General features: G+C 67.6%; 22 protein-coding genes and 1 tRNA gene. 14 read left to right on the plus strand and 9 right to left on the minus strand.

The genetic code is table 11. The annotated features are described in order from the left end of the window. Nucleotides 1-33 precede the first annotated feature (33 nt). The 4 genes from D5301_RS03510 to D5301_RS03525 all read left to right on the plus strand — a co-directional run bounded on the left by D5301_RS03510 (nt 34) and on the right by D5301_RS03525 (nt 3,990). Nucleotides 34-1,002, plus strand: coding sequence for an ABC transporter ATP-binding protein (locus tag D5301_RS03510; protein ID WP_049400895.1), 969 nt, complete (start codon nt 34-36; stop codon nt 1,000-1,002). Next, entirely contained in the window at nt 999-1,790 is a 792-nt protein-coding gene (locus D5301_RS03515) for an ABC transporter permease (protein ID WP_088027914.1), read from the plus strand. The genes D5301_RS03510 and D5301_RS03515 overlap by 4 nt, the downstream gene beginning before the upstream one ends. Nucleotides 1,791-2,170: 380 nt before the next feature. Beyond that, nucleotides 2,171-3,109 carry a 2-dehydropantoate 2-reductase gene (gene panE / locus D5301_RS03520; RefSeq protein ID WP_153854791.1) on the plus strand — a complete coding sequence of 313 codons (939 nt, stop codon included), beginning with the start codon at nt 2,171-2,173 and terminating at the stop codon, nt 3,107-3,109. Continuing rightward, nucleotides 3,106-3,990 carry an epimerase gene (locus tag D5301_RS03525; RefSeq protein ID WP_110714089.1) on the plus strand — a complete coding sequence of 295 codons (885 nt, stop codon included), beginning with the start codon at nt 3,106-3,108 and terminating at the stop codon, nt 3,988-3,990. Before panE ends, D5301_RS03525 begins: the two co-directional genes overlap by 4 nt. Before the next feature lie 76 nt (nt 3,991-4,066). Here the strand turns inward: D5301_RS03525 and D5301_RS03530 are convergent, their stop codons facing one another. Continuing rightward, the gene (locus D5301_RS03530; RefSeq protein ID WP_153854792.1) at nt 4,067-4,864 is read right to left on the minus strand and encodes a TatD family hydrolase; all 798 of its coding nucleotides are present in this window, start codon (nt 4,862-4,864) and stop codon (nt 4,067-4,069) included. 67 nt (nt 4,865-4,931) lie between these two features. Between D5301_RS03530 and hrpB the strand changes: the two genes are divergently transcribed. Together hrpB and D5301_RS03540 are read left to right on the plus strand one after the other, a co-directional pair. Further along, nucleotides 4,932-7,436, plus strand: coding sequence for an ATP-dependent helicase HrpB (gene hrpB / locus D5301_RS03535; protein ID WP_153854793.1), 2,505 nt, complete (start codon nt 4,932-4,934; stop codon nt 7,434-7,436). Between the two features lie 213 nt (nt 7,437-7,649). Next, the gene (locus tag D5301_RS03540) at nt 7,650-8,024 is read left to right on the plus strand and encodes a hypothetical protein (RefSeq protein WP_153854794.1); all 375 of its coding nucleotides are present in this window, start codon (nt 7,650-7,652) and stop codon (nt 8,022-8,024) included. 136 nt (nt 8,025-8,160) lie between these two features. Here D5301_RS03540 and D5301_RS03545 read toward each other — a convergent pair whose 3' ends face one another. Both D5301_RS03545 and D5301_RS03550 read right to left on the minus strand, forming a co-directional pair. After that, the gene (locus D5301_RS03545; RefSeq protein WP_153854795.1) at nt 8,161-8,700 is read right to left on the minus strand and encodes a pseudouridine synthase; all 540 of its coding nucleotides are present in this window, start codon (nt 8,698-8,700) and stop codon (nt 8,161-8,163) included. A 173-nt stretch (nt 8,701-8,873) separates the two neighbouring features. Further along, nucleotides 8,874-9,731, minus strand: a complete 858-nt coding sequence (locus D5301_RS03550; protein ID WP_153854796.1) for a class I SAM-dependent methyltransferase — start codon at nt 9,729-9,731, stop codon at nt 8,874-8,876. A gap of 169 nt (nt 9,732-9,900) precedes the next feature. Here D5301_RS03550 and D5301_RS03555 point away from each other — a divergent pair, with 169 nt between their 5' ends. The 4 genes from D5301_RS03555 to D5301_RS03570 all read left to right on the plus strand — a co-directional run bounded on the left by D5301_RS03555 (nt 9,901) and on the right by D5301_RS03570 (nt 14,333). After that, nucleotides 9,901-10,857 carry an aldo/keto reductase gene (locus D5301_RS03555; RefSeq protein WP_049447040.1) on the plus strand — a complete coding sequence of 319 codons (957 nt, stop codon included), beginning with the start codon at nt 9,901-9,903 and terminating at the stop codon, nt 10,855-10,857. 645 nt (nt 10,858-11,502) lie between these two features. Then, a tRNA-Gln gene (locus D5301_RS03560) sits at nt 11,503-11,574 on the plus strand. A 357-nt stretch (nt 11,575-11,931) separates the two neighbouring features. Continuing rightward, the gene (locus D5301_RS03565; protein WP_110714094.1) at nt 11,932-13,056 is read left to right on the plus strand and encodes a slipin family protein; all 1,125 of its coding nucleotides are present in this window, start codon (nt 11,932-11,934) and stop codon (nt 13,054-13,056) included. A 56-nt stretch (nt 13,057-13,112) separates the two neighbouring features. Beyond that, entirely contained in the window at nt 13,113-14,333 is a 1,221-nt protein-coding gene (locus tag D5301_RS03570; protein WP_110714095.1) for an RtcB family protein, read from the plus strand. Nucleotides 14,334-14,428: 95 nt separating this feature from the next. Here D5301_RS03570 and D5301_RS03575 read toward each other — a convergent pair whose 3' ends face one another. Together D5301_RS03575 and D5301_RS03580 are read right to left on the minus strand one after the other, a co-directional pair. Further along, on the minus strand, nt 14,429-15,334 hold the full coding sequence (locus D5301_RS03575; protein ID WP_153854797.1) for an NAD(P)/FAD-dependent oxidoreductase: 906 nt from the start codon (nt 15,332-15,334) through the stop codon (nt 14,429-14,431). Next, nucleotides 15,324-15,779 (minus strand): Rrf2 family transcriptional regulator, encoded by a 456-nt coding sequence (locus D5301_RS03580; protein ID WP_153854798.1) that lies wholly within the window; start codon nt 15,777-15,779, stop codon nt 15,324-15,326. Before D5301_RS03580 ends, D5301_RS03575 begins: the two co-directional genes overlap by 11 nt. A gap of 183 nt (nt 15,780-15,962) precedes the next feature. Here D5301_RS03580 and D5301_RS03585 point away from each other — a divergent pair, with 183 nt between their 5' ends. Then, a complete protein-coding gene (locus D5301_RS03585; protein WP_153854799.1) occupies nt 15,963-18,083 on the plus strand; it encodes a methyl-accepting chemotaxis protein in 2,121 nt (706 codons plus the stop codon). A 73-nt stretch (nt 18,084-18,156) separates the two neighbouring features. Here the strand turns inward: D5301_RS03585 and D5301_RS03590 are convergent, their stop codons facing one another. Further along, the gene (locus D5301_RS03590) at nt 18,157-19,059 is read right to left on the minus strand and encodes a LysR family transcriptional regulator (RefSeq protein ID WP_153854800.1); all 903 of its coding nucleotides are present in this window, start codon (nt 19,057-19,059) and stop codon (nt 18,157-18,159) included. Nucleotides 19,060-19,166: 107 nt separating this feature from the next. On the opposite strand from D5301_RS03590, the gene D5301_RS03595 reads away from it, so the two are divergent. Beyond that, the gene (locus tag D5301_RS03595) at nt 19,167-20,381 is read left to right on the plus strand and encodes an MFS transporter (RefSeq protein WP_153854801.1); all 1,215 of its coding nucleotides are present in this window, start codon (nt 19,167-19,169) and stop codon (nt 20,379-20,381) included. An 87-nt stretch (nt 20,382-20,468) separates the two neighbouring features. Continuing rightward, nucleotides 20,469-21,278 (plus strand): 2,5-didehydrogluconate reductase DkgB, encoded by an 810-nt coding sequence (gene dkgB / locus D5301_RS03600; protein ID WP_153854802.1) that lies wholly within the window; start codon nt 20,469-20,471, stop codon nt 21,276-21,278. A gap of 157 nt (nt 21,279-21,435) precedes the next feature. Here dkgB and D5301_RS03605 read toward each other — a convergent pair whose 3' ends face one another. Then, entirely contained in the window at nt 21,436-22,143 is a 708-nt protein-coding gene (locus tag D5301_RS03605) for an alpha/beta hydrolase (RefSeq protein WP_153854803.1), read from the minus strand. 139 nt (nt 22,144-22,282) lie between these two features. On the opposite strand from D5301_RS03605, the gene D5301_RS03610 reads away from it, so the two are divergent. Beyond that, nucleotides 22,283-22,663, plus strand: coding sequence for a YbjQ family protein (locus tag D5301_RS03610; protein WP_153854804.1), 381 nt, complete (start codon nt 22,283-22,285; stop codon nt 22,661-22,663). Nucleotides 22,664-22,701: 38 nt separating this feature from the next. Here D5301_RS03610 and D5301_RS03615 read toward each other — a convergent pair whose 3' ends face one another. Together D5301_RS03615 and mgtE are read right to left on the minus strand one after the other, a co-directional pair. Further along, complete coding sequence (locus D5301_RS03615; protein ID WP_110714104.1) at nt 22,702-25,428, minus strand: bifunctional acetate--CoA ligase family protein/GNAT family N-acetyltransferase; 2,727 nt, start codon at nt 25,426-25,428, stop codon at nt 22,702-22,704. Between the two features lie 147 nt (nt 25,429-25,575). Further along, entirely contained in the window at nt 25,576-26,946 is a 1,371-nt protein-coding gene (gene mgtE, locus D5301_RS03620; RefSeq protein ID WP_153854805.1) for a magnesium transporter, read from the minus strand. Nucleotides 26,947-26,977: the final 31 nt, after the last annotated feature.

Genomic DNA, 26,977 nt, shown 5'->3' on the forward strand with positions numbered 1-26,977 from the left:
TAGCCCCTCCCCGCCCCTCTCCAGCGCCAGCCCATGGGCGCGAAGGCTTCGAGCTTGGCATCCCAGAACGATACGGCGCCCGCCCTGCGCGTGCGCGACCTGCGCAAGACCTATGACAACGGCACCCAAGCCCTGAAGGGGGTTTCCCTGGAAGTGGCCCCGGGCGACTTCTTCGCCCTGCTCGGCCCCAACGGTGCCGGCAAGTCCACCCTGATCGGCATCATCAGCTCCCTGGTCAACCTCAGCGAGGGCCAGGTGGAAGTGTTCGGCAGCGACCTGGTGCGCAACCGCAGCGCCACCATGCGCCTGATCGGGCTGGTGCCGCAGGAGATCAACTTCAACCTGTTCGAAAAGCCCTTCGACATCCTGGTGAACTACGCCGGTTTCTATGGCGTGCCGCGCGAGGAAGCCGAGCAGCGTGCCGAAGAGGAACTGAAGCGGGCGCACCTGTGGGAAAAGGCACAGGTGATGAGCCGTACGCTGTCCGGCGGCATGAAGCGCCGGCTGATGATCGCCCGTGCGATGATGACCCGCCCGCGCCTGCTGATCCTGGACGAGCCGACCGCCGGCGTGGACATCGAGATCCGCCGCGACATGTGGCGCGTGCTGAAGGAGATCAACGCCGCCGGCACCACGATCATCCTCACCACGCACTACCTGGAAGAAGCCGAGTACCTGTGCCGCCACCTGGCGATCATCAACCATGGCCAGATCGTCGAGCAGGGGCCGATGCGCACCCTGCTGGCCAAGCTGGACGTGGAAGGCTTCCTGCTGGACATCGACGGTGACCTGCCGGCGCAGCTGCCGGTGATCGAGGGCGCGACGCTGACCGCACCGGACCCGCACACGCTGGACATCGACATGCCGCGCGCAATGGACCTCAACCGCGTGTTTGCCACGCTCAACGAGTCCGGTATCCGCGTGCGATCGATGCGTACCAAGAGCAACCGCCTGGAGGAGCTGTTCGTGCGCCTCACCGGCAACCTGGAGAAGCCTGCATGAGCACCACCGAGCTGACCGACGGCCAGCGCAACCGCATCGCACTGATGACCATCGTGCGCCGCGAAGTCGCCCGCATCATGCGCATCTGGGGCCAGACCCTGGTGCCGCCGGCGATCACCATGACCCTGTACTTCCTGATCTTCGGCAACCTGATCGGGTCGCGCGTGGGGGACATGGGCGGCTACACCTACATGCAGTTCATCGTGCCGGGCCTGGTGATGATGAGCGTGATCCAGAACAGTTACGGCAACATCAGCTCCTCGTTCTTCGGTGCCAAATTCGGCCGCCACGTGGAAGAGCTGCTGGTCAGCCCGATGCCGAACTGGGTGATCCTGTGGGGCTACGTGGCCGGTGCGGTGCTGCGCGGGCTGATGGTGGGCGTGATCGTGCTGATCATCGCGATGTTCTTCACCCCGGTGCGCATTCCGCACCCGCTGGTGATGCTGACCACGGTGATCCTGGGTGCGACGATCTTCTCGCTGGCCGGTTTCATCAACGCGGTGTATGCGAAGAAGTTCGATGACGTGGCGATCGTGCCGACCTTCATCCTGACCCCGCTGACCTACCTGGGTGGCGTGTTCTATTCGGTGAAGCTGCTGCCGGGCTGGGCGGAAGCGGCCACGCACGCGAACCCGATCTTCTACATGGTCAATGCATTCCGCTATGGCCTGCTGGGCAGCAGTGACGTGCCGCTGCCGGTGGCCTACGGGTTGATGCTCGGCTTCGTGGTGGCGCTGACGGCGCTGGCGCTGTGGCTGCTGCGCCGTGGCGTGGGCATGCGCAGCTGAGGGGTGCCTGCAGGGCCTGCGGCCCTGCACCCGCCGAATCAACGTCAACTTCAACGGCAAAAGCTGACTATCCTTGGGATGGCGGGGTGGGTCCGGTTGCGGGAGACGCCGTAAACCCATCCCTGGGGGCTTGGCCGCGGCATCCATGCCGCGGACACTCCCGCAATCGGATCCACCCCGCCTTCGACAAATTCCTGCAACCTGCCGGGACGGCGTTCTCCGCTGCTGTTGGTGGGTGTCGACCTTGGTCGACACGGTAGATCCGCGCCCTGCGCGGACAAGGCATTACCTGTAGAGCCGAGCCCATGCTCGGCTCTTTTTTTGCCTGCAATCTCCGGCACAATCGCAGGTCTGATTCCCCAGAAAACGGTGAACGTGCAATGCGCATCCTGATCCTCGGCGCCGGCGGTACCGGCGGTTACTTCGGTGGTCGCCTGGCCCAGGCCGGCGTAGACGTGACCTTCCTCGTGCGCCCCGCACGCGCCGCCCAGCTGGACCGCGATGGTCTGGTCATCCGCAGCCCACTCGGCGATGCCAGCTTCCCGGTGCAGCACGTCACCGCCGATGCGCTACCCGCATTGGCCGCGCAGACGCCGTTCGACCTGGTCATCCTCAGCTGCAAGGCCTACGACCTCGACAGCTCGATCGACGCCATCGCTCCGGCCGTGGGCGCGAACACCACCGTGCTGCCGGTCCTCAACGGCCTGCATCACTACAACGCGCTGGACCTGCGCTTCGGCCGCGACGCTGTGCTCGGCGGCCTGTGCTTCATCAGTGCCACCAAGGCCCCCGACGGCGCCGTGCTGCACTTGGGCAAGCCGGCCAAGCTCACCTTCGGCGAGCGCGACGGCGGTGCCATCTCCGAACGCATGCGTGCCTTCGCCGCCGCCTGCGCGCAGGCCAACCTCGATCACCTGGCCAGCGAGCACATCGGCCAGGAACAGTGGATCAAGTACACCTTCCTGACCGCGCTGGCCGCCGCGACCTGCCTGCTGCGCGCGGATATCGGCAGCATCGTCGCCACCGATGATGGCGAGGCGCTCGTGCGTGGCCTGTACGACGAGTGCCTGGCCGTGGCCGAGGCTGCCGGTGAACCGATTCCTGATGCCGCGCAGGACACCGCACGCGGCACCCTGACCCAGGCCGGCTCGGCACTGAAGGCGTCGATGCTGCGCGATCTGGAAGCCGGCCAGCAGGTGGAGGCAGAACAGATCGTCGGCGACATGCTGGCGCGCGCGCGCAAGGCCGACCAGGAAGCTCTGCTGCTGCAGGTCGCCTACAGCAGCCTGCAGGCCTACCAGGCACTGCGCGGCGCGTGAGCGATACGACGAAGGCCAACGCCCTGCCCGCGCGGGTGTTGATCCTCGGCATGGGCTGGAGCGGGTGCGTGCTGGCCACGCATCTGCGAGCGTTGGGCGTACACGTGGCCGGCACGGTGCGCGACCTGGCATCAGCACCGCACGATGGCCTGCTGCGCCATCAGCTACGTGCCGACGCCACGCCATCGCCCGCTCTGCTCGGTGAGATCGCGCAGGCCGAGGCCGTGCTGTGCAGCGTGCCGCCCGATGCCGAGGGTGACCCGGCACTGCGTCTGCTGCTGCCGGCACTGCAGGAAAGTCCAGCACTTCACTGGGTGGGCTATCTGTCATCCACGTCGGTCTATGCCGATCGGGCCGGCGGCTGGGTCGACGAGCGCAGCGCAGCCGATGCCACAGAAGCAGCCGGCGTGCAGCGCCTGCGGGCCGAAGCGCAGTGGCGTGCGCTTGCGGAAGAACGTGGCGTCGCGTCGGCGGTGTTCCGTCTGCCCGGCCTGTACGGTCCCGGACGCAATGCCCTGCTGCAGCTGGCGCAGGGACGTGCGCGCCACGTGGTACGTCCTGGGCTGGTATTCAACCGACTGCACGTGGATGACCTGGCAACGGTCGTTATCGCATCGATGCAGCGGCCGTGCGTGGATGGGCTGTATCTGCCGGCCGACGACGAGCCGGCACCGCCGCAGCAGGTACTGGCCTTCGCCGCGCAGCTGGGCGGGTTTGCGATGCCGCCTGCCGTGGCCTGGGACGACCCGGTGCTGAGCCCAACGCTGCGGCGCTTCTACGAGAGCAGCAAGCGCATCGACAGTCGTGGCACGCGTGAAGCGCTTGGGTGGCAGCCGCGCTTCCCAAGCTACCGTGAGGGCCTGCGCGACCTGCTCCGGTAGTGCCGGCCGCTGGCCGGCAATCGCGCGATTTTTGCGGCGTTCATGCTGCTGCCGGCCAGCGGCCGGCACTACCTGATCAACCCGCGTCGGGCAGGCGGAAGAACGTACGCGTCGCGGCAGTTGCATTCGCGGCGGTCACCGCCACGTCCTCGCCACGGTCACGCGCCAGTTCTTCCACGATGTGCGAGAGGAACATCGGTTCGTTGCGGCGGTCCTTCGGCATCGGTCTCAGCGTGCGCGGCAGCAGGTACGGCGCGTCGGTCTCGATCATCAGGCGGTTGGCCGGGATGTTCTTCACCAGCTCGCGCAGGTGCGCGCCACGGCGTTCGTCGCACAGCCAGCCGGTGATGCCGATGTACCAGTCCTGGTCCAGGTAATCAAACAGCTCGTCACGCTCGCCGGTGAAGCAATGCACCACCGCCGGGCCGATACGGCCTTCGAAGTTCTTCATCTGTGCCATGAAATCGGCATGCGCGTCGCGCTGGTGCAGGAACAGCGGCTTGCCGTTGTCTGCGGCCAGCTGCAGCTGGCGCTCGAACGCGCGGTGCTGGGCCGGGCGCGGCGAGAAGTCACGGAAGTAGTCCAGCCCGCACTCACCCACCGCCACCACTTCCGGGTGGGCATGCAGCACGCGCATCTCGGCGTCGCATTCCTCGGTGTACTCCACCGCGTGATGCGGGTGCACGCCAGCGGTGGCGTACAGGAAGCCCGGGTGCTGCTGCGCCAGCTGCACAGCCAGTGGCGAGTGCTCTCGGCTGGCACCGGTGATGACCATCTGCACCACGCCGGCCTGCCGTGCGCGTTCAAGCACGGCATCGCGGTCACGGTCGAAGGAGTCGTGGGTCAGGTTGGCGCCGATATCGATCAGGTGCATGGTCATCGCGGGGGAAAAGTGCCCGCGCATTGTACCTGCGGCCGCCGTGGCCCCTTATCCTTTGCACATGAACGCCCCGCTCTTCCCGATTTCCCCGCTGCTGCCACAGATCCAGCAGCATCTGGCCGCGCAGCCGCGGCTGGTGCTGGAGGCGCCGCCCGGCGCCGGCAAGACCACCCAGGTCCCGCTGGCGCTGCTCGATGCACCGTGGCTGCAGGGGCTGAAGATCATCCTACTGGAACCGCGCCGGGTCGCCGCACGCAGCGCCGCGCTGTTCATGGCGCGGCAGCTGGGCGAAGAGGTGGGCGGCACGGTCGGCTACCGCATCCGCTTCGAGAACAAGGTTTCGGCACGCACCCGCATTGAAGTCGTCACCGAAGGCATCCTGACCCGCATGCTGCAGGACGACCCGATGCTGGAAGCGGTCGGCGCGATCCTGTTCGACGAGTTCCACGAGCGCCACCTCAGTGGCGATCTGGGCCTGGCGCTGGCGTTGGACGTGCAGGCACAGCTGCGCGATGACCTGCGCCTGGTGGTGATGTCGGCGACGCTGGATGGTGAGCGCCTGGCCCGTTTCCTGGATGCGCCGCGGCTGAGCAGCGAAGGCCGCAGCTACCCGGTGGCGATCAGCCATTTCCCGGCGCGCCGCGATGAGGCGCTGGAGCTGCAGGTGCGCCGCGCGGTGCAGCAGGCCCTGGCCGAACACCCCGGTGACCTGCTGGTGTTCCTGCCCGGCCAGCGCGAGATCGCGCGGGTGCAGGCTGGCCTGCAGGAATCACTGGATGCCGGCGTCGAAGTGCTGGCGCTGCACGGTGAACTGCCGGTGGAACAACAGGCGCGGGTGCTGCAGGCGGCCAGCGATGGTCGTCGGCGCGTGGTGCTGGCCACCAACGTGGCCGAGTCCTCGGTGACGCTGCCCGGCGTGCGCGTGGTGATCGACAGCGGCCAGGCGCGCGAACCGCGCTACGACCCCAACAGCGGCTTCACCCGGTTGGACGTGGTGGCCATCGCGCAGGCGTCGGCCGACCAGCGCGCGGGCCGTGCCGGTCGCGTCGCCGAAGGCGTGGCCTGGCGGCTGTGGCCGCAGTCGCAGCGACTGGAGCCGCAGCGCCGCGCCGAAATCGATCAGGTCGAGCTGGCCGGACTGGCGCTGGAACTGGCGGCCTGGGGCAGCAGCGACCTGCGCTTCCTCGATCCGCCACCGGCCGGCCCGATGGGCGCGGCACGCGAACTGCTGCAGCGGCTCGGCGCGCTGTCCAGCAGCGGTGCGATCACCGCACTTGGCCGCCGTGTGCTGGCGCTGGGCACGCATCCGCGGATGGCGGCGATGCTGCTGGCCGCGCCCGATGGACGGGGGCAGGCGCTGGCTGCCGACCTGGCCGCCCTGCTGGACGCGCGTGATCCGTTGCGCCAGGGCGGTGATGCGCTGGCCGCGCGTTGGCGTGCGCTGGCGGCATTCCGCAGTGGCCGCGCACCGGGCGACGCCAACCGCAGCGGCCTGGCCGCGATCGATGCCGCCGCCAAACAATGGCGACGTCGCCTGCGCTGCGAGGCCACGCCGCCGGCCAGCATCGAGGCGCACGAATTGGGGGATCTGCTCGCACGTGCGTTCCCCGACCGCATCGGTGTCCAGCACCCCAGCGATCCGCTGCGCTACCTGCTGGCCAATGGTCGCAGCGCACGGCTGCACGAGCTGAGCGACCTGCGTGGCGAACCGTGGCTGGTAGCCAGTGAACTGCGCTTCGAGGCGCGCGACGCGCTGCTGCTGCGTGCCGCACCGGTGGACGAGGGCCAACTGCGCAAGGCGTGGCCGGAGCGGTTCGTCACCGAGGACGTGGTGCGCTGGGACAGCGAGCGTCGCGCCCTGGTGGCACTGCGCGAGACCCGTTTCGACCGCATCGTGCTGGACAGCCGCTCGGCCGGCCGGGTCGATCCGCAGCACGCCGCACAGGCCCTGACCGACGCGGTGGCCGAGCTCGGCCTGCAGGCGCTGCCGTGGACCGAAGGCCTGCGCCAGTGGCAGGCACGGGTGGAATCGCTGCGGCGCTGGATGCCGGAGCTGGACCTGCCCGACTGCAGCGACGACGCCCTGCTGGCCACGCGTGCGCAATGGCTGCAGCCCGCGTTCGCCGGCAAGAGCCGCCTGGATGCGCTGGACGAGGCCAGTTTCGGCGAAGCGCTGAAGTCGCCCCTGGAGTGGTCACAGCGTCAGCTGGTCGAGCGTCATGCACCGACCCGCATCACCGTGCCCTCCGGGCTGGAGCGGCCGATCACCTACGCGCTGGACAGCGAGAGCGGCGAACCGCTGCCCCCGGTGCTGGCGGTGAAACTGCAGGAACTGTTCGGCCTGGCCGACACGCCGCGCATCGCCGACGGCCGCGTGCCGCTCACCCTGCACCTGCTCTCGCCCGGTGGCCGCCCGCTGCAGGTCACCCAGGACCTGCGCAACTTCTGGGAAAACACCTACGCGGAAGTGAAAAAGGAAATGAAGGGCCGTTACCCGCGGCATCCGTGGCCGGATGATCCGTGGACAGCGACGGCCACGCATCGGGCCAAGCCGCGTGGCACCTGAGGGCGGGGGGCGGATCCCTTTGCAACGCAAAGGGCCCTGACCCCGGGCGTGGCGGTTGGGGTCAGAGCCCTTTCCCAAGGGAAAGGGATCCGACGCCACCCTGCCTGATCCTGAATGGCTGCGGTAAAGTCACACCACGTGCCACCCCGGCTGACATACCGTTTACGGGCAACACGCGACACTGGACTTCGACCCGAGGCAAAGGACCCCCGCATGAGCAAGCTGACCGTAATCACCGACCGCGCTCTGGAGCGCGCCCTGGAGCTGGCCCACACCGCCGGCGATGGCCTGAAGAGCGCCGGTGGCAGCCTGCGCAATGCGGACTGGATCAAGACCGGCGCCGCCATCGGCGCAGTGAAGACCGGCGGCAAGGCCGCCACCAAGTTCGTGCGCCGCAATCCGGCGGTGGCCGTGGCCGCTGCCGCGGTGGGTGTCGGCCTGCTCGGCTATGCGCTGTACCGCAAGCAGCAGAAGAAGAAGGCCACCAATGGCCACGTGGTGAACGGGCAGGCGCAGCGCATCAGCGCACGCGACCGCCGCAACGACACCGTGGTGGACGAGCACAGCGATATCGGCAGCGATGCGTGAGTCTGCCCGGGTCAGAGCCCTTTCTGCGGAAGGGGTCTGACCCCGATCCAGGGTCGGATCCCTTCCACAGGAAGGGCTCTGACCCCAAGGCACGGCATGAGGGTCGGACGCCGCAAGGCGTCCGGCCCTTTCCGTATCAACCGATCTGCCGCCACTGCCCAGGCTGCAGGTCATCCAGCCGGTACGGCCCCATCGACACCCGCACCAGCCGCAGCGTCGGCAGGTTCACCGCCGCGGTCATCCGCCGCACCTGGCGGTTGCGGCCCTCGCGGATCGTGATCGCCAGCCAGGCATCGGGCACGGTCTTGCGGAAGCGCACCGGCGGATCGCGTGTCCACAGCGACGGCGCCGGATCGAGGCGCTCGATCTTCGCCGGCAGGGTCGGCCCATCATTGAGCACCACGCCTTCGCGCAGCTGCTGCAGCTGTTCGTCGCTGGGCATGCCTTCCACCTGCACCCAGTAGGTCTTGTCGGCCTTGTGCTTCGGGTCGGTCAGCTTGTGCGCCAGCGTGCCGTTATCCGTCAGCAGCAGCAGGCCCTCGCTGTCATGGTCCAGGCGACCGGCGGCATACACGCGCGGCGGCAGGCCGAACCCGGCCAGGGTCGGCCGCGGCGGCACGCTGCGGTCGGTGAACTGGCAGAGCACGTTGAAGGGCTTGTTGAAGGCGATCAGCATTGCGGGCACGACGGGCGGCGGGTGGGATAGTGTCCCACGCCGCGCCACGCGCCACTCGGCTGTAGAGCCGAGCCCATGCTCGGCTCATCGCGCACAGCGCGGCGGAACGCAACAGCAGCCGAGCATGGGCTCGGCTCTACAGCGTCAACATGCACCAGCCCGGCGCTACCGCCTTACGGCTTGATGAAGCGCAGGGTCATGCGGTCGCTTTCGCCGATCCCCTGGTACTTCGCATCATCGGCCTTGTCGTGCTGGTTGGTCGGCGGCAGCGTCCACACGCCGTTCGGGTGGTCCTTGGTGTCGCGCGGGTTGGCGTTGACCTCGCTGCGCGCGTCCAGCTTGAAGCCGGCGGCCTCGGCCATCGCAATCACCTGCTGCTGGCCGACATAGCCGGTGTCATCGTCGTCGGCCACGTCGGCCTTGGCGCGGTGCTCGACCACGCCCAGCACGCCGCCCGGCTTGAGCACGTTGAAGAAGCCCTGGAACATGCCCTGTGCCTGGCCGGCCTTGCGCCAGTTGTGCACGTTGCGGAAGGTCAGCACCACGTCGGCTGAACTGGCCGGGCCGAACACCGGCTTGGCCGGATCGTAGGCCACCACGGCGGTCTTGCCGAACTGTGCCGGCGCACCGGCGTACTTCTTTTCCAGGCTGTCGCGGCTGCGCTGCTGGTAGTCACGGCCGCGCCCTTCGGCAACCGCCATTGGATCGACCACGGCAGCAATGTAATGGCCCTTGTCATGCAGCAGCGGCGCCAGGATTTCCGAGTACCAGCCGTTGCCGGGGGTGATCTCGATGACGGTCTTTTCCGGCGTCACCTTGAAGAACGACAGCGTCTGCGCCGGATGACGGAAGCCATCGCGCTTGACGTTGTTGGCATCACGGGTCGACGCCTTCACCGCCGCATCGATGGCCGGTGAGACCTGGATCTTCGCCGGTGCCACCGTGGCCGGTGCGGCGAACGCGGGAACAGCGGCAAGCAGGGCCGAAGCAAGCAGCAGGCGGCAACCACGCAGGGACGAAGCAGGCATCATCGGAGCGACTCCAGCGGAAGATGCGGCGAGACTAGCAGCCGCGGCGTCCCAGGTGTTCACAAAACGTTAGCTGCGTGCGTATCGCGGAACACTGTTTTGTGGTCACCGCCGCAGCACGGTCACACAACGCGTTTTATTCTGGAGCACTTCCCTCAAGGAGTCCGTGCCCATGACGGCAACCCGCGAACTGGGCCGTTCCGGCCTGCATGTACGTCCGCTCGCCTTCGGTGGCAACGTGTTCGGCTGGAGCGCCGATGAGAAGGCCAGCTTCGCCCTGCTCGATGCCTTCGTCGACGCCGGCTTCAACCTGGTCGACACCGCCGATGTGTATTCGGCCTGGGTGCCGGGCAATGCCGGTGGCGAATCGGAAACGCTGATCGGCAAGTGGTTCGCCCGCAGCGGCAAGCGCGACAAGGTGGTGCTGGCAACCAAGGTGGCCAAGTGGGCCGAGCGCCCCGGCCTGACCCCGGACAACATCAATGCCGCGGTGGAAGATTCGCTGCGCCGCCTGCAGACCGATGTCATCGATCTGTACCAGGCCCATGAAGACGATGAATCCACGCCGCTGGAAGCGACGCTGGCCGCGTTCGGGCGCCTGATCGAAGCCGGCAAGGTGCGTGCGATCGGTGCGTCCAACTACAGCGCCACGCGCCTGGCCGATGCGCTGAAGGTATCCACCGACTACAAGCTGCCGCGTTACGAAACCCTGCAGCCCGAGTACAACCTGTACGACCGCGCCGGCTACGAGAAGGAGCTGGAACCGCTGGTGCAGCGCGAACAGATCGGCGTGATCGGCTACTACGCCCTGGCCAGCGGCTTCCTCAGCGGCAAGTACCGCACGCCGGCCGATGCGGCCAAGAGCCCGGCACGTGGCGAGAACGTGGTGAAGCGCTATCTGAATCCGCGTGGCCTGCGCATCCTGCAGGCGCTGGATGACGTGGCCAGCAAGCACAGCGCCAGTGCCGCGCAGATCGCACTGGCGTGGCAGATCGCACGGCCGTCGATCACCGCGCCGATCGTCAGCGCCACCAGCGTCGAGCAGCTGCACGATCTGCTCGCGGCGGCGAACGTGTCGCTGAGCGTGCAGGATGTCGCGCAACTCGATGCCGCCAGCAAAGAAGGCTGAGGTGTAGTGCCGGCCGCTGGCCGGCATCGCACAATGCCGAAGAAAATAATTGAAAAAAATGGTTGCGCACGAGTAAATCGTGGTTTATCGTGCGCACCTCGTTTCAACAACCACTGGAAACTTCCCTTGAACGCGCATTCCGTCGCCATCGCCAAACTGCTGCCATGCCTGCGCATGGACGTGCTGGCGCGCGCGTTCGGCAAGGAAGTCCAGCTGACAACGGCCTGATACCCGCCCTGCGGAGATCGGCCACCCCGATCTCCGAGGCTTGACGACGCCCTCGGAACGCAAGTCCCGGGGGCGTTTTCGTTTGCGTCGGCACAAGGACCCGCGATGCCAGAACTGCACACCGCGCGGCAACCCGCCGCTCACTGACCCAGGTTTTTCCCGCCCCGCCGAAGGATTTACTTCGCGCGATTGGCGACACCTGGACATTATCTGCATCGCACCCAAACATTATCGCTCGCGATAATGTCGGTGGCCTGCACCCTCGATTCTCCAACGGTCCCGTTTCCACCACGGGCTGGTGCGCGCGGCGTTGCCGTGGCGTATGCCGGAGGTCGCGGACATGCCATCGCCTGGATCGCCTGCTGGAAGCAGGCGCCGGTTCGCCGGTACGCGGTTCGATTCCGCGCGATCCCCAACTGGATAGCTCAGCTTGGTCAGAGCAACGGATCCTGATTCCGTCTGTCGTGGGTTCGACTCCCACTCCAACCACATGACCTCTCACGTCATGACTTGAAGCAACACCCGGGGCGCAAGCCCCAGCGGCCATCGTCGCCGTCCACGGACATCGCCTTCGGGCAGGAACGTGGAAGGCAACGGACCGCACGCCGGGCCCCGGCCCGCCGCTACTGCCAGCCACGTTCCGCACCGGTGCCGCCTGCCGGGAACGACGACGGCAGCAGAGCCGGTGCACCGAAGGCTCCGCGCGCGGACCGTCCGCCGATGGCCGCCCTCTTCCGCCGCCTGCACGTGGTGTGCAGCTGGCTGTGCCACGACCTGATCGACCCGGGTCATGGCGATTCATTCCCATCGGGTCGAACCACCAGAGCCATACAAGGAGAGACTCCCATGTTCTGGACCATCAAGGTCGTGATCGGCGACGGCGAGCGCGGCCTGGTGTATCGCAACCGTCGCTTCCAGCAGATCCTGCTGCCGGGCGTGCACCGCCTGTCGCTGTTCGGCGGCCGACCGCACGTGGACATCCACACCGCATCCAAGGGCGCGGCCTACACCGGCAGCGACCAGGACAGCCTGATCGAGGCACTGGGCGCGACGCTGGACACGCACTTCGTGCTGGCCAACGTCGGTGCCATCGAGGTCGGCCTGTTGCTGCGCAACGGCCGCATCGATGAAGTCCTGCCGCCGGGCAGCCGCCGTCTGTACTGGCGGGGTTCGGTCGACACCCAGGTGCGCGTGATGGCGCTGGGTGACGAGCCGCGCGTTCCGGCGGACGTGCAGCAGCGCCTGGGCCAGTTGGGCGTGCTGCCGCGTGTGGCAGTGATCAGCACCGTGCCGAGCGAGTCGGTCGGCCTGCTGTTCATCGATGGCACGCTGCGGCAGACGCTGGACGCCGGCCTGCACGCGTTCTGGAACTTCAACGGCAACGTATCGGTGGAGCGTGTGGAGCTGCGTGCCCGTTCGCTGGACGTGTCCGGCCAGGAACTGCTCAGCCGCGACAAGGTGACCCTGCGGGTGAACCTGGCTGCGACCGTGCAGGTGGTCGACCCGGTGCGTGCACACCGCACGCTCAGCAATGCCGACGAGTTCGTCTACCGGCAGCTGCAGTTCGGCCTGCGCCAGGCGATTGCCGCGCGCAGCCTGGACGAGCTGCTGGGCGACAAGGCCGCACTGGACGGCGAGATCGCCGCCCATGTGCAGGCGGCGATCGAGGGCCACGGCGTGCGGCTGCTCGGCGTGGGCATCAAGGACGTGATCCTGCCGGGTGAGATGAAGGAGATCCTCAACGGTGTGGTGCTGGCCGAGAAGCAGGCCCAGGCCAGCGTGATCCGCCGTCGCGAGGAGGCCAACGCCACGCGTTCGCAGCTCAACACCGCAAAGCTGATCGAGGACAACCCGGTGCTGATGCGCTTGAAGGAGCTGGAGGCGCTGGAGAAGGTCACCGAGAAGATCGACAAGCTCACCGTGTTCGGCGGCCTGGAGGGCGTGCTGAAGCAGTTGGTGACGATCAGGTAGGGGGTCGCGGCGGCGCAGGGACGCGCCGCCGGCCCATCAAGGACAAACACAAAGACATGGACACTCAACAGAACTATCAATGGCTGCACGCCGAGGGCACCACGCCGATCAAGGGCTGGGTCAACGGTGTGCCGCTGGAAGCGCAGGCGCATGAGCAGCTGCGCAACATCGCCGCGATCCCGTTCGTCGGGCCGTGGGTGGCCGTGATGCCGGACGTGCACCTGGGCAAGGGCGCGACCGTGGGCTCGGTGATCCCGACCCGCGGTGCGATCATCCCGGCCGCGGTCGGTGTCGATATCGGCTGCGGCATGGCCGCCGTGCGCACCACGCTGCGTGCCAACGACCTGCCCGATGACCTGCGGCAGCTGCGCAACAGCATCGAGCGCGGCATCCCGGTCGGCAACGGGCGCGGCGGCGAGCACCACCGCATGCCCGACAGCATCCACACGCGGCTGGTGCAGTCCGGGCTGGCCGCCGGTCTGGAGAAGATCAAGGACAAGCACCGCAGGATCCGCACCGACAAGCTCGACCGCCAGCTGGGTACGCTGGGCGGCGGCAACCACTTCATCGAACTGTGCCTGGACGAGACGGACACGGTGTGGGTGATGCTGCACAGCGGATCACGCGGCACCGGCAACCTGATCGGCACCTACTTCATCGAGAAGGCGCGCGAGGAACTGGCCCGGCGCGTGCTCGGCTTCCATCTGCCAGACAAGGACCTGGCGTTCTTCATGGAGGGCGAGCCGCTGTTCGATGACTACGTCGAGGCGGTGTCGTGGGCGCAGGACTATGCCCGGCAGAACCGCGAGGCAATGATGTCGCGGGTGCTGGCCGAGATGCGCCACCGGCTGCCGAAGTTCCAGCTGGCAGCGATGGCGGTGAACTGCCACCACAACTACGTGCAGAAGGAGACGCACCACGGCCAGGAACTGCTGGTGACGCGCAAGGGCGCGGTCAGCGCGCGCGAGGGCGAGCTGGGCATCATTCCCGGCAGCATGGGCACGCGCAGCTACATCGTGCGTGGCAAGGGCAACGCGGACAGCTTCCACAGCTGCAGCCACGGTGCCGGCCGGGTGATGAGCCGTGGCACTGCGCGCCAGCAGATCACGCTGGCCCAGCATCGCGAAGCAACCGCGCACGTGGAATGCCGCAAGGACAGCGGCGTGCTGGACGAGTCACCGGCCGCGTACAAGTCGATCGACGACGTGATGGCGGCGCAGCTCGACCTGGTGGACGTGGTGCACACCCTGCGCCAGGTGCTGTGCGTGAAGGGATGATGGAACGGTGCCGGCCACGGCCGGCCTCTACCAGAGCAACACGTCGCGTCGGGGGTCAGATCCCTTTCTGCGAAAGGGATCTGACCCCGGCACATTCAGCGCGGCACGCTGTCTTCGGCCACCAGCGCATGATGCACGCCGATCCCCGCGCGCACGCCCTCGGCGGTGGCCAGGGTGATGTTGCCGACCGTGGTCGCATCGCCTGCGGCATACACGCTCGGCACCGAGGTCTGCTTCATCATGTCGACCTCGATCAGCACCCCCAGCGGGCTCTCGACCAATGTGCACCCCAGCTGCTGCACCAGCGGCGTGGCCATCGCCTGGGTGGCCGGTACGAACAGCGCACGCTGGGCGATGCGGCGGCCATCGGCCAGCTCCACTTCCAGCCAGGTCGGCTGGTCGCCCTGCACACCCAGCACGGGTGACGTCTCGATGTGCACGCCACGCTGCTGCATGGCGGCGCGTTCCTCATCGGTGATCTCCAGACCCATGCTGAAGAACGTGACATTGCCCCAGTCGGCGAACAGCGGCGCTTTGCTGGCCGACATCGGATGGCCACCGAGCAGGCCGATGGCGCCACCACCGACTTCATAGCCGTGGCAGTAGGGGCAGTGCAGCACGGTGCTGCCCCAACGCTCGGCCAGTCCGGGCAGCGCCGGCAGCTGGTCGACGATACCGCTGGCCAGCAACAGCTTGCGCGCGGCCAGCACCTGGCCATCGGCGGTATGCACTTCCACGCCTTCGGCGGTGGTACGGGCGTGCTCTGCTTCGGCGTGCACCCAGCGTACCGTGGGATAGCCCAGCAACTGCTGGCGTGCGGTCTTCAGCAGCTCGGCACCGCTGATGCCGTCCAGTCCCAGCACACCGTGCGAATGGCTGGCGAAACGGTTGCGCGGCAAACCTGCGTCGATGACGGTGACCGGGCGGCGGGCACGGGCCAGGATCAGGCCGGCGGCGATGCCGGCATAGCTGCCGCCGACGATGAGCACATCAGGATTCATGGTGACCTTCCAGGGAACGGTGATGGGCGAGATGGCGGGCGAAGTCGGCGCCGAGCTGGTCCAGCGTGGTTGCCTGCAGCCGCGCCTCGAGCAGCCGCTGTGCTTCACGTGCGCCCTCCAGCAGGGCGCTGTTGACCAGTTGCTGGATCGGGCAGCCACCGCCGGAATCGCGGGCACCGACCTGCACCAGCGGCGGTGCGCCCACCGCCAGGTAGATGTCATGCAGGGTGATCGCTGCGGCATCGCGGGCCAGCAGGCTGCCGCCGCCGTGACCACGGGTGCTGCGCACCAGGCCGGCCTTGTGCAGTTGCGCCAGCAGGCGGCGGATCACCACCGGATGGGTCGGCAGGCATGACGCCAGCTGTTCGGAGGTGCGCGGCTGGGCATGCCCGACCAGATGCGCCATCACGTGCAGGGCGTCGGAAAGCGGGTTCGCGGATTTCATGTAACAACAATAGTTACATTTAATTCGCCTGTCGAGGGTCTGCTTTCGTTCCATATGGACACATCTGTCCTATGAAATAGTTTCTTCACATCGCTAAACGAAACACGAATGTGATGCGCGTCGCACTTCAGCGCGTGCGCAGCGGGTCGATACCGCAGTGCCCCTTCCCGAGAGTTCTTCCCCATGAATGCGTCTGTCCGTGCTCCGCGCCTGCAGTCCAAGCTGCTCGGCGCGGTTTCTGTTGGTCTGGCCGTGGTCCTGCTGTGCGCTCTGGCCGGCCTGGCCTCCGCCTGGTTGAAGTTGTCCACCGAGGTTCCACCCGAAGTCGCGCACAGCCGCGATGCCGAACGCCTGCAGCGCGAGTTCCGCGGCCAGGTGCAGGAATGGAAGAACGTGCTGCTGCGCGGCCACGACGACGCGTTGCGCCAACGCCACCTGGACGCGTTCGACAGCGAGGGCCGTCTGGTCGAACAGCTGGCCAAGGGCCTGGTGACGAGCCCGGACGCGCACACGCGTGAACTGGCGCAGGCGTTCATCGGCCTGCACGCGCAGTTGCAGCAGGACTACCACGCAGCGCTGCAGGCCTTCGCCGAGGCCGGCTACGATCCCGCCGCTGGCGACAATCTCGTGCGCGGCAAGGATCGCCCGGTGGCGGCGGCACTGGATGCACTGAGCACGCATGCCACGCAGGTGGCCGAGGCGGCGCTGGCGGCCCGTTCGCACCAGGCGCGGCAGACCCTGCTGCTGTGCGCGGCGTTGACCGTGCTGGCTGCCGTGCTGCTGTTGATCGGGCTGGCCTGGTGGCTGCGGCGTGCCGTGGTGCAGCCGGTGCTGGCGGTGGAAGCCGCTGCGCGTGCAGTGGCTGCCGGTGATCTGCAGCACGTTGTGCAGGTGCGCAGCCGCGACGAGATCGGTCGCCTCGCGCAGGCCATGCAGGCGGTGCAGTCGACGCTGCGTGGCGTGCTGGAGGCGCAGGCGGCGATGGCACAGGCGCATGACGCCGGCACCATCAGCCACCGCATGGATGCCCGTGCCTTCCCGGGCGCGTTCGGCGAAATGGTGGCCGACAGCAACGCACTGGTCGACGCGCATATCCAGGTCAAGATGCGCGCGATCGCGATCATGGGGCGCTACGCCATCGGCGACCTCAGCCAGGACATGGAGCGGCTGCCGGGCGAGAAGGCGGTGATCACCGAAGCACTGGATACCGCCAAGGCCAATCTGGGCACCATCAATGGCGAGATCCGCCGCCTGGCCGAAGCGGCCGCCGCCGGTGACTTCAGCCAGCGCGGCGACAGCGCACGTTTCGAGCATGATTTCCGCGCGATGGTCGATGGCCTGAACCGCCTGATGCAGGCCACTGAACTGAACCTGGGCGAGGTCTCCAGCATGCTGCGTGCGATCGCCGATGGCCGCCTTGGCGCGCGCATGCACGGTGATTTCCAGGGTGTGTTCGCACGCATCGCCGGCGATGCCAACACCACTGCCGCGCAGCTGGCCACCATCGTCACCGACATCAAGCACGCCTCCGGCAACATCCACACGGCTGCGGCGGAGATCGCCGCCGGCAACAATGATCTGTCGCGCCGCACCGAACAGCAGGCCGCCAACCTGGAAGAAACCGCTGCATCGATGGAGGAACTGACCTCCACCGTGCGCCAGAATGCCGAGCACGCCCGCCAGGCCAACCAGCTGGCGATCGGCGCGCACAACGTCGCCTCGCACGGCGGCAACGTGGTCGGCCAGGTGGTGGCAACGATGGGCGCGATCGAAACCTCGTCGCGGCAGATCGCCGAGATCATCAGCGTGATCGATGGCATCGCGTTCCAGACCAACATCCTGGCGCTGAATGCCGCGGTGGAAGCGGCGCGCGCCGGTGAACAGGGCCGCGGCTTCGCGGTGGTCGCCAGCGAAGTGCGCACACTGGCACAGCGTTCGGCCGCTGCGGCGAAGGAGATCAAGTCGCTGATCGAGACCTCGGTGGAACAGGTCGGCCACGGCGCACAGCGGGTGCGCGAGGCCGGTGACACCATGGCCGAGATCGTGGCGTCGGTGCAGCGGGTGACCGACATCATGGCCGAGATTTCGGCGGCCTCGCAGGAGCAGAGCGCAGGTATCGAGCAGGTCAGCCAGACCGTGATCCAGATGGATGGCACCACCCAGCAGAACGCCGCGCTGGTGGAGGAGGCCAGTGCCGCCGCACGCAGCCTGGAACAACAGGCGAACCGGTTGATCGACGCGGTGGATGTGTTCGATCTGTCGACCACGGCGGCAGCGAAGGGTGGACTGGCACGCGCGGCCTGATTGATCCGGTTGCCGGCCAGCGGCCGGCACTACCCGTGCGATGAGCGGTAGTGCCGGCCGCTGGCCGGCGACCTCAGCGCACGTAATCGCTCTGTGCCATCGCGTCGGCCAGGTAGTCGACGAATGAGCTGATCCGCGCCGACACCGCGGTGTTGCGGTAATACACCGCGTGGATCGGCTGGTATACATCCAGCGTCTGCGCCGCCAGCACTGGCACCAACGTGCCGGCAGCGCGGTCGCGATCGGTGACGAAGTCGGACAGGCAGGTGATGCCGACGCCTTCCACCGCCAGGCGGCGCAGCGTCTCGCCACTGGACACGGCGATGTCCGGGCGCACCAGCAGCAACCCCTCCGACTCACCGGGCAGCGGCCAGCGGTTCAGCGATTCCGGCTCGTTGAAGCTGAGCAGCGTGTGCTGGCCCAGCGCGGCGACGCTGGCCGGTTCACCGTGCCTGGCCAGGTAGGCCGGGCTCGCCACCAACCGCAGTTGGCAACGACCCAGCGGCCGCGCGTGCAGGGTGGAGTCGGCCAGCGGCCCGATCCGGATCGCCAGATCGGTGCGTCGCTCCAGCAGGTCGATGTAGCGGTCGGAACTGTTCAACTCCAGCTGCACGTCCGGGTAGCGCGCGCGATAACCGGCCACCAGCGGCGCGATCACGTGCAGCACGAACGGCATCGCCGCATCCACCCGCAGGCGCCCGGCCGGGCGCCCGCGGCGCGCCGCCATCTGTTCCTCGGCCGATTCCACCGCATCGACGATCGCGCGCGCATGGCGCAGGAACGCCTCGCCCTCGGCAGTCAGGTGCAGGCGGCGGGTGGTGCGGGTCAGCAGGGTGATCCCCAGCTTGTCCTCCAGCCGCCCCAGCGCACGGCTCACACCCGAGGGCGTCTGCCCCAGCTGCTCGGCGGCAGCACTGATCGAACCGCTGTCGATCACCGCCAGGAAGGCCTGCATTTCATCAAGCGTCGTCTTCATGCCCCTATTATTGACTGCACAGCAAGAGTGATTGGCGTGAAGACCGGTTTTTCCGCAAAGGTCGGCAGCGCAGACTGCGCAGCCTCTTCCTCCTGCTGGACCCTGTCATGATCCGTGGCATTCCCCTCGCCCTGCTGGCGTTGACCCTCGGTGCCTTCGCCATCGGCACCACCGAATTCGTCATCGTCGGCCTGATCCCGACCATTGCCGGCGACCTGCAGGTCAGCCTGCCTTCGGCCGGCCTGCTGGTCTCGCTGTACGCACTGGGCGTGGCCATCGGCGCACCGGTGCTGACCGCGCTCACCGGCCGCGTGCCGCGCAAGTCGCTGCTGGTTGCGCTGATGGTGCTGTTCACGCTCGGCAACGTCATCGCCTTCCTGGCACCGGGCTACACCTCGCTGATCCTTGCCCGCATCCTCACCGGCCTGGCCCACGGCGTGTTCTTCTCGATCGGCGCGATCATCGCCACCGCCGTAGTGCCGAAGGAGAAGGCCGCCAGCGCGATTGCCATCATGTTCACCGGCCTGACCGTGGCGCTGGTGACCGGCGTGCCGCTGGGCACCATCATCGGCCAGCACCTGGGCTGGCGCGCGACCTTCCTGGCGGTGGCCGGCCTCGGCGTGATCGCCCTGCTCGGCGCGCTGCTGTTCGTACCACGCAACCTGCCGCAGAGCGCACCGGCCAGCCTCCATCAGCAGCTGGCCGTACTGGGCCAGCCACGCCTGCTGCTGGTCTATGCGATGACCGCGCTGGGCTACGGCGGTACCTTCCTGGCCTTCACCTACCTGGCGCCGATCCTGCAGGACGTCACTGGCTTCTCCGCCAATGCGGTCAGCCTGGTGCTGCTGGTGTACGGCGTGTCGGTGGCGATCGGCAACCTGTGGGGCGGGCGCATGGCCGACCGCATGGGTCCGGTGCCCGCGCTGAAGCGCATCTTCGCATTGCTGGCCCTGGTGCTGTTCGTACTCACGTTCACGGCCTACAACACCTGGTTGATGCTGCTGACGGTGCTGGCGCTGGGCGCGGTGGCGTTCGGCAACGTGCCCGGCCTGCAGGTCTACGTGGTCAAGCAGGCGCAGCGCTACGCGCCGCAGGCGGCCGACGTGGCCTCGGGCCTGAACATCGCCGCGTTCAACGTTGGCATCGCCATGGGCGCCTCGCTGGGTGGCCTGGTGGTGGAGCACATCGGCCTGATGCATACGCCCTGGCTGGGCGCGCTGGTGGTCGCACTGGCCTACGTGCTGACCGCGCTCAGCGGCCGCCTCGACCGCCGTGATGGCATCGACCACCGCGCCGACGGCATTGCCGCCACCGCGCATTGATTCATGCAATGCACCGTTGCCGGCATGCATGCGGTGCCTGTCCTACCCTCTTCCTTCTGCTACTCCCTTCCCCCGTTGGAGCTTTCCATGACTGTCCCCGCTTTCGGTCTCGGCACCTTCCGCCTCAAAGACCAGACCGTGATCGACTCGGTGCGCAACGCACTGGAGGTCGGCTACCGCGCCATCGATACCGCGCAGATCTACGGCAATGAAGCCGAAGTCGGCCAGGCCATCGCCGAGTCGGGCGTGCCGCGCGATGATCTGTACCTGACCACCAAAGTGTGGATCACCGAGTTCAAGCGCGATGCGCTGCTGGCCAGCCTGCGTACCAGTCTGGAGAAGCTGCGCACCGATCGCGTCGACCTGGCGCTGATCCACTGGCCGTCACCGAATGACAAGGTCGATGTGCCGATGGAGGAATACCTGCCAGCACTGGCCGAGGCCAAGGCGCAGGGGCTGACCAAGGCGATCGGCATCTCCAACTTCACCATCGCGCAGACCCGCAAGGCGATCGAGATCCTCGGTGCCGATGCCATCGCCACCAACCAGATCGAGATCCACCCGTACCTGCAGAACCGCCTGCTGGTGAAGTTCCTGCAGGACAACGGCATCCACATCACCGCCTACATGAGTCTGGCCTATGGCGAAGTGCTGAAGGACCCGGTGATCCAGGCCATTGCCGGCCGTCACCAGGCCACGCCGGCGCAGGTTGCACTGGCCTGGGCGCTGCAGCAGGGCTTCTCGGTCATTCCGTCGTCGACCAAGCGCGAAAACCTGGCGGCCAACCTGGAAGCAGCGGCCGTACGCCTGACCGACGAAGACATGGCGCAGATCGCCAAGCTGGATCGCGGCCATCGTTTGGCGAATCCGGAAGGGATTGCCCCGGCCTGGGATTGAGGCATTGTTGTAGAGCCGAGCCCACGCTCGGCTCCTGGCCGCCTGCAGCCGAGCATGGCTCGGCTCTACAGGTAGATGCCGACCTTGGTCGGCGCTGGCCTCTGGTCAGTCGATGACACATCGTGCCGACCAAGGTCGGCACCTACCAAAGGCAGCGCTATCCCTCGCCTTGCAGCAACCACCCACGCATGGCCGCACTGACCTCGTCCGGCTTTTCCATCGGTGCCAGGTGCCCGCAATCAGGCACCACCACCAGCTGCGAATGCGGCGCCAGGGCGTGCATCTCCTCGCTCACCGCCAGCGGCGTGATGCGGTCGTTCGCACCGCAGACGATCAGCAGCGGATCACGGTAGCCGGCCAGCACGTCATGGCCGTCGCGGCGCTCCAGCGCGCTCTGGCGCAGGAACACTTCGGCGCCCAATCGCGCGGTCATGTCGCGCACACGCTGCACCAGCACGTAGTCGTCCAGCCGAGAAGCATCGATGTAGCTGCGCATCAGCACGTCACCGAAGCCGTGGAATTTTCCCGGCAGGCGCACGCTGGCACGTTGGCTGCGGCGCTGCTCGGCACGTTCCGGCGAATCGGCATGGATCGAGGTATCGATCAGCGCCAGCTGCAGCACACGTTCCGGCGCGATGCGCAGGATCTGCTGGGCGACGAAACCGCCCAGCGAGAAACCGGCCAGCGCAAAGCGTTCCGGCGCCTGCGCCAGCACGTCCTCGGCCACGCCCTGCAGGGTTTCGCCGCGGGTCTGGTCGCCCACCTTGCAATCAGCGATGTCGGCCAGGTCAGCCAGCTGTGCGCGCCAGAGATCGGCATCGTTGAGCAGGCCGGGCAGCAGCAACAGGGGGATACGGTCGGTCATGGGGGTATTGTCGCGCCGGTGCGGTGGCGGCGCCATGCCGCAACGGGCGGTTGCGTTGTAGAGTCGAGCCCTGCTCGACTGCTCCACAGCCAGTCGAGCAGGGCTCGACTCTACAGAAGGCAACGACACGGACGCGACCATGGCAGACCCCTACAACAGCGGTATCCCCTCCCCGCCCGCGCTGCGCTTCGACGATTCGCTGGTCACCACCGCCTTCGAGCTGCCCGGCCATCGCGTCGTGCGCAATCTGGGGGTAGTGCGCGGCATCACCGTGCGCTCGCGTTCGATCGTCGGCAACTTCCTGGGCGGCATCCAGACCCTCTTCGGCGGCAACATCACCATCTACACCGAGCTGTGCGAACAGGCCCGCGAGGAAACCTACCGCGACATGGTCAAGCACGCGCGGCAGCTGGGCGCCAACGCGATCATTGGCATGCGCTACGACGCCACCGACGTGATGACCGGGCTGACCGAGGTGCTGTGCTATGGCACGGCGGTGGTGGTGGAACCATTGCGTTGAAGCTGTAGAGCCGAGCCCATGCCCGGCTCAGGCGGCAATCAAGCCACCGGCGGAACGTCAGGCACCTCGACCTGCTGCACCGGCAGGGTCACCATCATCACCGTCGGGTCATCCGGATCCAGCTTCGTCTTGAAGCCCAGGCTCTGGCACATCGCCAGCATGGTGCTGTTCTCGCGCAGCACCTGGCCTTCGACCACGTCCAGGCCCAGCCACTTGGCGTACTCGATCATGATCGCCATCAACCGCCAGCCGATGCCGTGGCCCTTCAGGTCCGAACGGATCAGGATGCCGTACTCGCCACGGTGGTAATCGGCATCGGCGTGCAGGCGTACCGCGCCCAGCATTTCGCCGCTGCGCGGTTCGATCGCCACCAGCGCGATCGAGCGTGCGTAGTCGAGCTGGGTCAGGCGCGCGATGAACTCGTGGCTGAAGTGCTTCACCGACTGGAAGAAGCGCAGGCGCAGGTCCTCATCGCTGACACGAGCGAAGAACGCGCGGAACAGTGCGTCGTCCTCCGGCCGCACCGGGCGCACGAAGGCACGGCCGCCATCGGACAGCTCGATGGTGCGCTCCCACTCCTTCGGGTATGGGAACACCGAGAAACGCGGGTGGCCGCGGCCCTTGTGCAGGATGCGCGACGGCGCCACCGCCACGCGGGCGTCAAGGGCGAGGATGCCCTTGCCGTCGACCAGCAGCGGGTTGATGTCCAGCGTGCGCACTTCGGGAATGTCGGCGGCCAGTTGTGCCAGCTTCACCAGCGCCAGCGCCAGTGCGCGCTCGTCAGCCGCCGGCACGTCACCGTAAGCCTTGAGGATGCGCGAAGCGCGGGTCTGGCCGATCAGCTCGTGGGCCAGGCGCAGGTCCAGCGGCGGCAGCGCCAGCGCCTTGTCGTTGATCACTTCGACGGCAGTGCCGCCGCGACCGACCACAATCACCGGACCGAACGTCGCGTCATCGGCGATGCCGACAATCAACTCGCGCGCCTTCGGGCGGACGATGGTCGGCTGTACCAGCAGGCCATCGATGCGTGCATCCGGCCGCAGCTGGCGTGCGCGCGACAGGATCGCGTTGGCCGCGCTCTGCACCGCCGGCAGCGTGGACAGGTTCAGGCGCACGCCATCCACTTCCGACTTGTGCGGAATATCCGGCGAGAGAATCTTCAGTGCGACCGTGGCACCGCGCTCCAGCAGCGGCTGCGCCAGATCCATCGCCTCGTGCGCATCGCGCGCATGCATCACCGGCGCGGAGGGAATGCCATAGGCCTTTAGCAGTTCATGGGTGGCCAGCGGGTCCAGCCACTGCTGGCCGTTGGCCAGTGCGGCATCAACCAGCGTGCGCGCGGCGGCCGTGTCGACGCTGAAGTCCTGCGGCAGGCTGGGCGGCGTTTCCATCAACGCGTTCTGCGCTTCGCGGTAGCGCACCAGGTGCTGGAAGCCACGTACGGCTTCGGCCTCGGTCGGATAGGTCGGCACCCGTGCCGCGTTGAGCGTGGCGGTAGCCTGGTCGTCGTTGCCCAGCCACACCGCGAACACCGGCTTGTCGCGATGATGGCGCGGGCGCAGGCCGAGCGTGCGGGTGAGCGCTTGCGCGGCGTCCGCCGATGAGGTGAACGCGGTCGGCACGTTCACCACCATCACCGCGTCATTCTCGTTGTCGGCCAGCAGCGCTTCGATGGCCGCGGCATAGCGATCACCATCGGCGTCGACCACGATGTCGACCGGATTGCTGCGCGACCAGCCCTGCGGCAGCACCGCGTCGAGTTTCTCGACGGTGCTGTCGGACAGGTTGGCCAGCGTGCCGCGCAGCGCGATCAACTGGTCCACCGCAAGGCGACCCACGCCACCACCGTTGCTGAGGATGGCCAGGCGGCGACCGGGGAACGTCCCCAACCGACCCAGCGACTCGGCGGCGGTGAACAGTTCGTCCAGCGCCCCCACGCGCAGCAGGCCGGCGCGGTTGAAGGCCGCGCCGTACACATCATCGGCGCGGGCCAGGGCCTGCACATGGGTATCGCGGCTGCCCGGCTGCACACGCTCGGCGCGGCCGGACTTCACCACCACCACCGGCTTGGCGCGGGCCGCAGCACGCGCGGCCGACATGAACTTGCGCGCGTCCTTGATCTGCTCGACGTAGAGCAGGATGGCTCGAGTGCGGTAGTCGGTGGCGAAGTAGTCGAGCAGATCGCCGAAGTCGACGTCCATCGTGTCGCCCAGCGACACCACGGCAGAAAAGCCGACCGAGCGCGCCACGCCCCATTCCACCAGCGCGGCGGCAATGGCCGAGGATTCGGAGATCAGCGCGAGGTCGCCGGCCTGCGGGAAGTGCGCGGCGATGCTGGCATTGAGCCGCGCATGCGGTGCGATCACACCCAGGCAGTGCGGGCCCAGGATGCGCAGGCCATGCTTGCGCGCTACCGTTTCCACCTGTTCCGACAACGACCCCGGGCCTTCGCCCAGGTGCGCGGTGAGGATGATCGCCGCCTGCACGCCACGTTCGGCGGCGGTGCGCACCACCTGCGGCACGATCGCCGCCGGTGCGGTGATCACCACCAGGTCGGGCACCCAGTCCAGGTCCTTCAAGCGCTTGACCGTGCGGATGCCATCGATCTCGGCATGCCGCGGATTGATCCACGCCACCTTGCCGGGGAAGCCGGTGCCGCGCAGGTTGCGCATCACCGCGCGCCCGGCCGAGCGCTCGCGCGGGCTGCCGCCGATCACCGCGACCGACTGCGGACGGAACACGGACTGCAGGTGGTAGGTACTCATGCGCCTACGGTACACGCACCAGCGCATCGGGCGCATGATCCAGCGCAAGCCTCCGGTCTCCGGGGTCGGATCCCTTCGCACAGCGATGGGCTCTGACCCCTGCGTGCCGACCAAGGTCGGCACCTACCGGAGCACAGTGGTTCCGGCTTACAGCAGCGTGCCGTGCAGGATCATCGCGGCGATGCTGAAGTAGATCACCAGGCCGGTCACGTCCACCAGGGTGGCCACGAACGGCGCCGAAGCGCTGGCCGGGTCGAAGCCGAGCCGCTTCAGGATGAAGGGCAGCATCGAGCCGGACAGCGAACCGAAGGTGACGATGCCGACCAGCGCGGCGCCGATGGTGATCGCCAGCAGGATCCAGTGCTCGCCGTAGTCATGCAGGCCACCCAGCTGCCAGATCACGATGCGCACGATGGCCAGGCAGCCGAGGATGGCGCCCAGCACCATGCCGGTCGGGATTTCGCGCAGGGCCACCTTCCACCAGTTGCGCAGGCGCAGTTCGCGCAGCGCCAGGCTGCGGATCAGCAGCGAGGTGGCCTGCGAGCCGGAGTTGCCACCCGAGCTCATGATCAGCGGGATGAACAGGGTCAGCACCACCGCGCGTGCCAGTTCGTCTTCGTAGTGCTGCATCGCGCTGGCGGTCAGCATCTCACCCAGGAACAGCACGCTCAACCAACCGGCGCGCTTGCGCAGCATCTCGAAGAAGCCGATCTGCATATAGGGCTTGTCCAGCGCTTCCATGCCGCCGAACTTGTGCGCGTCCTCGGTGGATTCCTCGATCAGCGCATCAAGCACGTCGTCCACGGTGACGATGCCGAGCATCTGCTGCTGCGCGTCGACCACCGGGATCGCCAGCAGGTCGTGGCGGCGGATCAGCCGTGCCACTTCTTCCTGGTCCATCAGCGCATCCACGGTCACCGGCGGATTGACCTGGGCCACGTCCAGGATCGATTCCTCGGGCAGGCCGGTGATCAGCCGGCGCATGGTCACCACCTGCTGCAGCTGCTGGCTGGCCGGCTCCAGCACGTAGATCGCGTACACCGTCTCGCGGGTGCGCTCGACCTGGCGGATGTGCTGCAGGGTCTGCGCCACGGTCCAGCTGGCAGGCACCGCCACGTACTCGGTGGTCATCAGCGCGCCAGCGGTGTTCGGCGGGTAGCTGAGCAGCTTCTGGATGGCCTGGCGGGCGTCGGTGCCCAGCAGTGGGATCAGCCGCGCGCGCTCTTCTTCGTCCAGCTCGTGGACGATGTCGGTGGCCCGGTCGTCGGCCATCAGGCCCAGCAGCGCCGCAGCCCGCGCCGGTGGCAGCGCGGCCACCAGCTCACCGCTGCGATGCAGCTCCGGCGCTTCGAGCATCTTCACTGCACGCGGCAACTGCAGCGCAGCCAGCGTTTCCGCGGCGCGGGTCAGTTCCAGCGTGTTGAGGAATTCCACCGCGTCGGCGGTGTTGTAGTTCGCCAGCGGTGCGGCCAGTGCGGCGGCATCGGCCACCTGGCGCAGCAATTGCTTCTGGTTCATCGGTTTTGCCTTGTGGGGGTGCGACCTCGCG

It is taken from the genome of Stenotrophomonas sp. MH181796 (assembly GCF_009659995.1).
GTDB classification, from domain to species: domain Bacteria; phylum Pseudomonadota; class Gammaproteobacteria; order Xanthomonadales; family Xanthomonadaceae; genus Stenotrophomonas; species Stenotrophomonas riyadhensis.

Excerpts from the sequence above, each read along its gene's own strand:
- D5301_RS03510 (WP_049400895.1), top strand. The coding sequence starts at position 34 with ATGGGCGCGAAGGCTTCGAGCTTGGCATCCCAGAACGATACGGCGCCC.
- D5301_RS03515 (WP_088027914.1), top strand. The coding sequence starts at position 999 with ATGAGCACCACCGAGCTGACCGACGGCCAGCGCAACCGCATCGCACTG.
- panE (WP_153854791.1), top strand. The coding sequence starts at position 2,171 with ATGCGCATCCTGATCCTCGGCGCCGGCGGTACCGGCGGTTACTTCGGT.
- D5301_RS03530 (WP_153854792.1), bottom strand. The coding sequence starts at position 4,864 with ATGCACCTGATCGATATCGGCGCCAACCTGACCCACGACTCCTTCGAC.
- hrpB (WP_153854793.1), top strand. The coding sequence starts at position 4,932 with ATGAACGCCCCGCTCTTCCCGATTTCCCCGCTGCTGCCACAGATCCAG.
- D5301_RS03540 (WP_153854794.1), top strand. The coding sequence starts at position 7,650 with ATGAGCAAGCTGACCGTAATCACCGACCGCGCTCTGGAGCGCGCCCTG.
- D5301_RS03545 (WP_153854795.1), bottom strand. The coding sequence starts at position 8,700 with ATGCTGATCGCCTTCAACAAGCCCTTCAACGTGCTCTGCCAGTTCACC.
- D5301_RS03550 (WP_153854796.1), bottom strand. The coding sequence starts at position 9,731 with ATGATGCCTGCTTCGTCCCTGCGTGGTTGCCGCCTGCTGCTTGCTTCG.
- D5301_RS03555 (WP_049447040.1), top strand. The coding sequence starts at position 9,901 with ATGACGGCAACCCGCGAACTGGGCCGTTCCGGCCTGCATGTACGTCCG.
- D5301_RS03565 (WP_110714094.1), top strand. The coding sequence starts at position 11,932 with ATGTTCTGGACCATCAAGGTCGTGATCGGCGACGGCGAGCGCGGCCTG.
- D5301_RS03570 (WP_110714095.1), top strand. The coding sequence starts at position 13,113 with ATGGACACTCAACAGAACTATCAATGGCTGCACGCCGAGGGCACCACG.
- D5301_RS03575 (WP_153854797.1), bottom strand. The coding sequence starts at position 15,334 with ATGAATCCTGATGTGCTCATCGTCGGCGGCAGCTATGCCGGCATCGCC.
- D5301_RS03580 (WP_153854798.1), bottom strand. The coding sequence starts at position 15,779 with ATGAAATCCGCGAACCCGCTTTCCGACGCCCTGCACGTGATGGCGCAT.
- D5301_RS03585 (WP_153854799.1), top strand. The coding sequence starts at position 15,963 with ATGAATGCGTCTGTCCGTGCTCCGCGCCTGCAGTCCAAGCTGCTCGGC.
- D5301_RS03590 (WP_153854800.1), bottom strand. The coding sequence starts at position 19,059 with ATGAAGACGACGCTTGATGAAATGCAGGCCTTCCTGGCGGTGATCGAC.
- D5301_RS03595 (WP_153854801.1), top strand. The coding sequence starts at position 19,167 with ATGATCCGTGGCATTCCCCTCGCCCTGCTGGCGTTGACCCTCGGTGCC.
- dkgB (WP_153854802.1), top strand. The coding sequence starts at position 20,469 with ATGACTGTCCCCGCTTTCGGTCTCGGCACCTTCCGCCTCAAAGACCAG.
- D5301_RS03605 (WP_153854803.1), bottom strand. The coding sequence starts at position 22,143 with ATGACCGACCGTATCCCCCTGTTGCTGCTGCCCGGCCTGCTCAACGAT.
- D5301_RS03610 (WP_153854804.1), top strand. The coding sequence starts at position 22,283 with ATGGCAGACCCCTACAACAGCGGTATCCCCTCCCCGCCCGCGCTGCGC.
- D5301_RS03615 (WP_110714104.1), bottom strand. The coding sequence starts at position 25,428 with ATGAGTACCTACCACCTGCAGTCCGTGTTCCGTCCGCAGTCGGTCGCG.
- mgtE (WP_153854805.1), bottom strand. The coding sequence starts at position 26,946 with ATGAACCAGAAGCAATTGCTGCGCCAGGTGGCCGATGCCGCCGCACTG.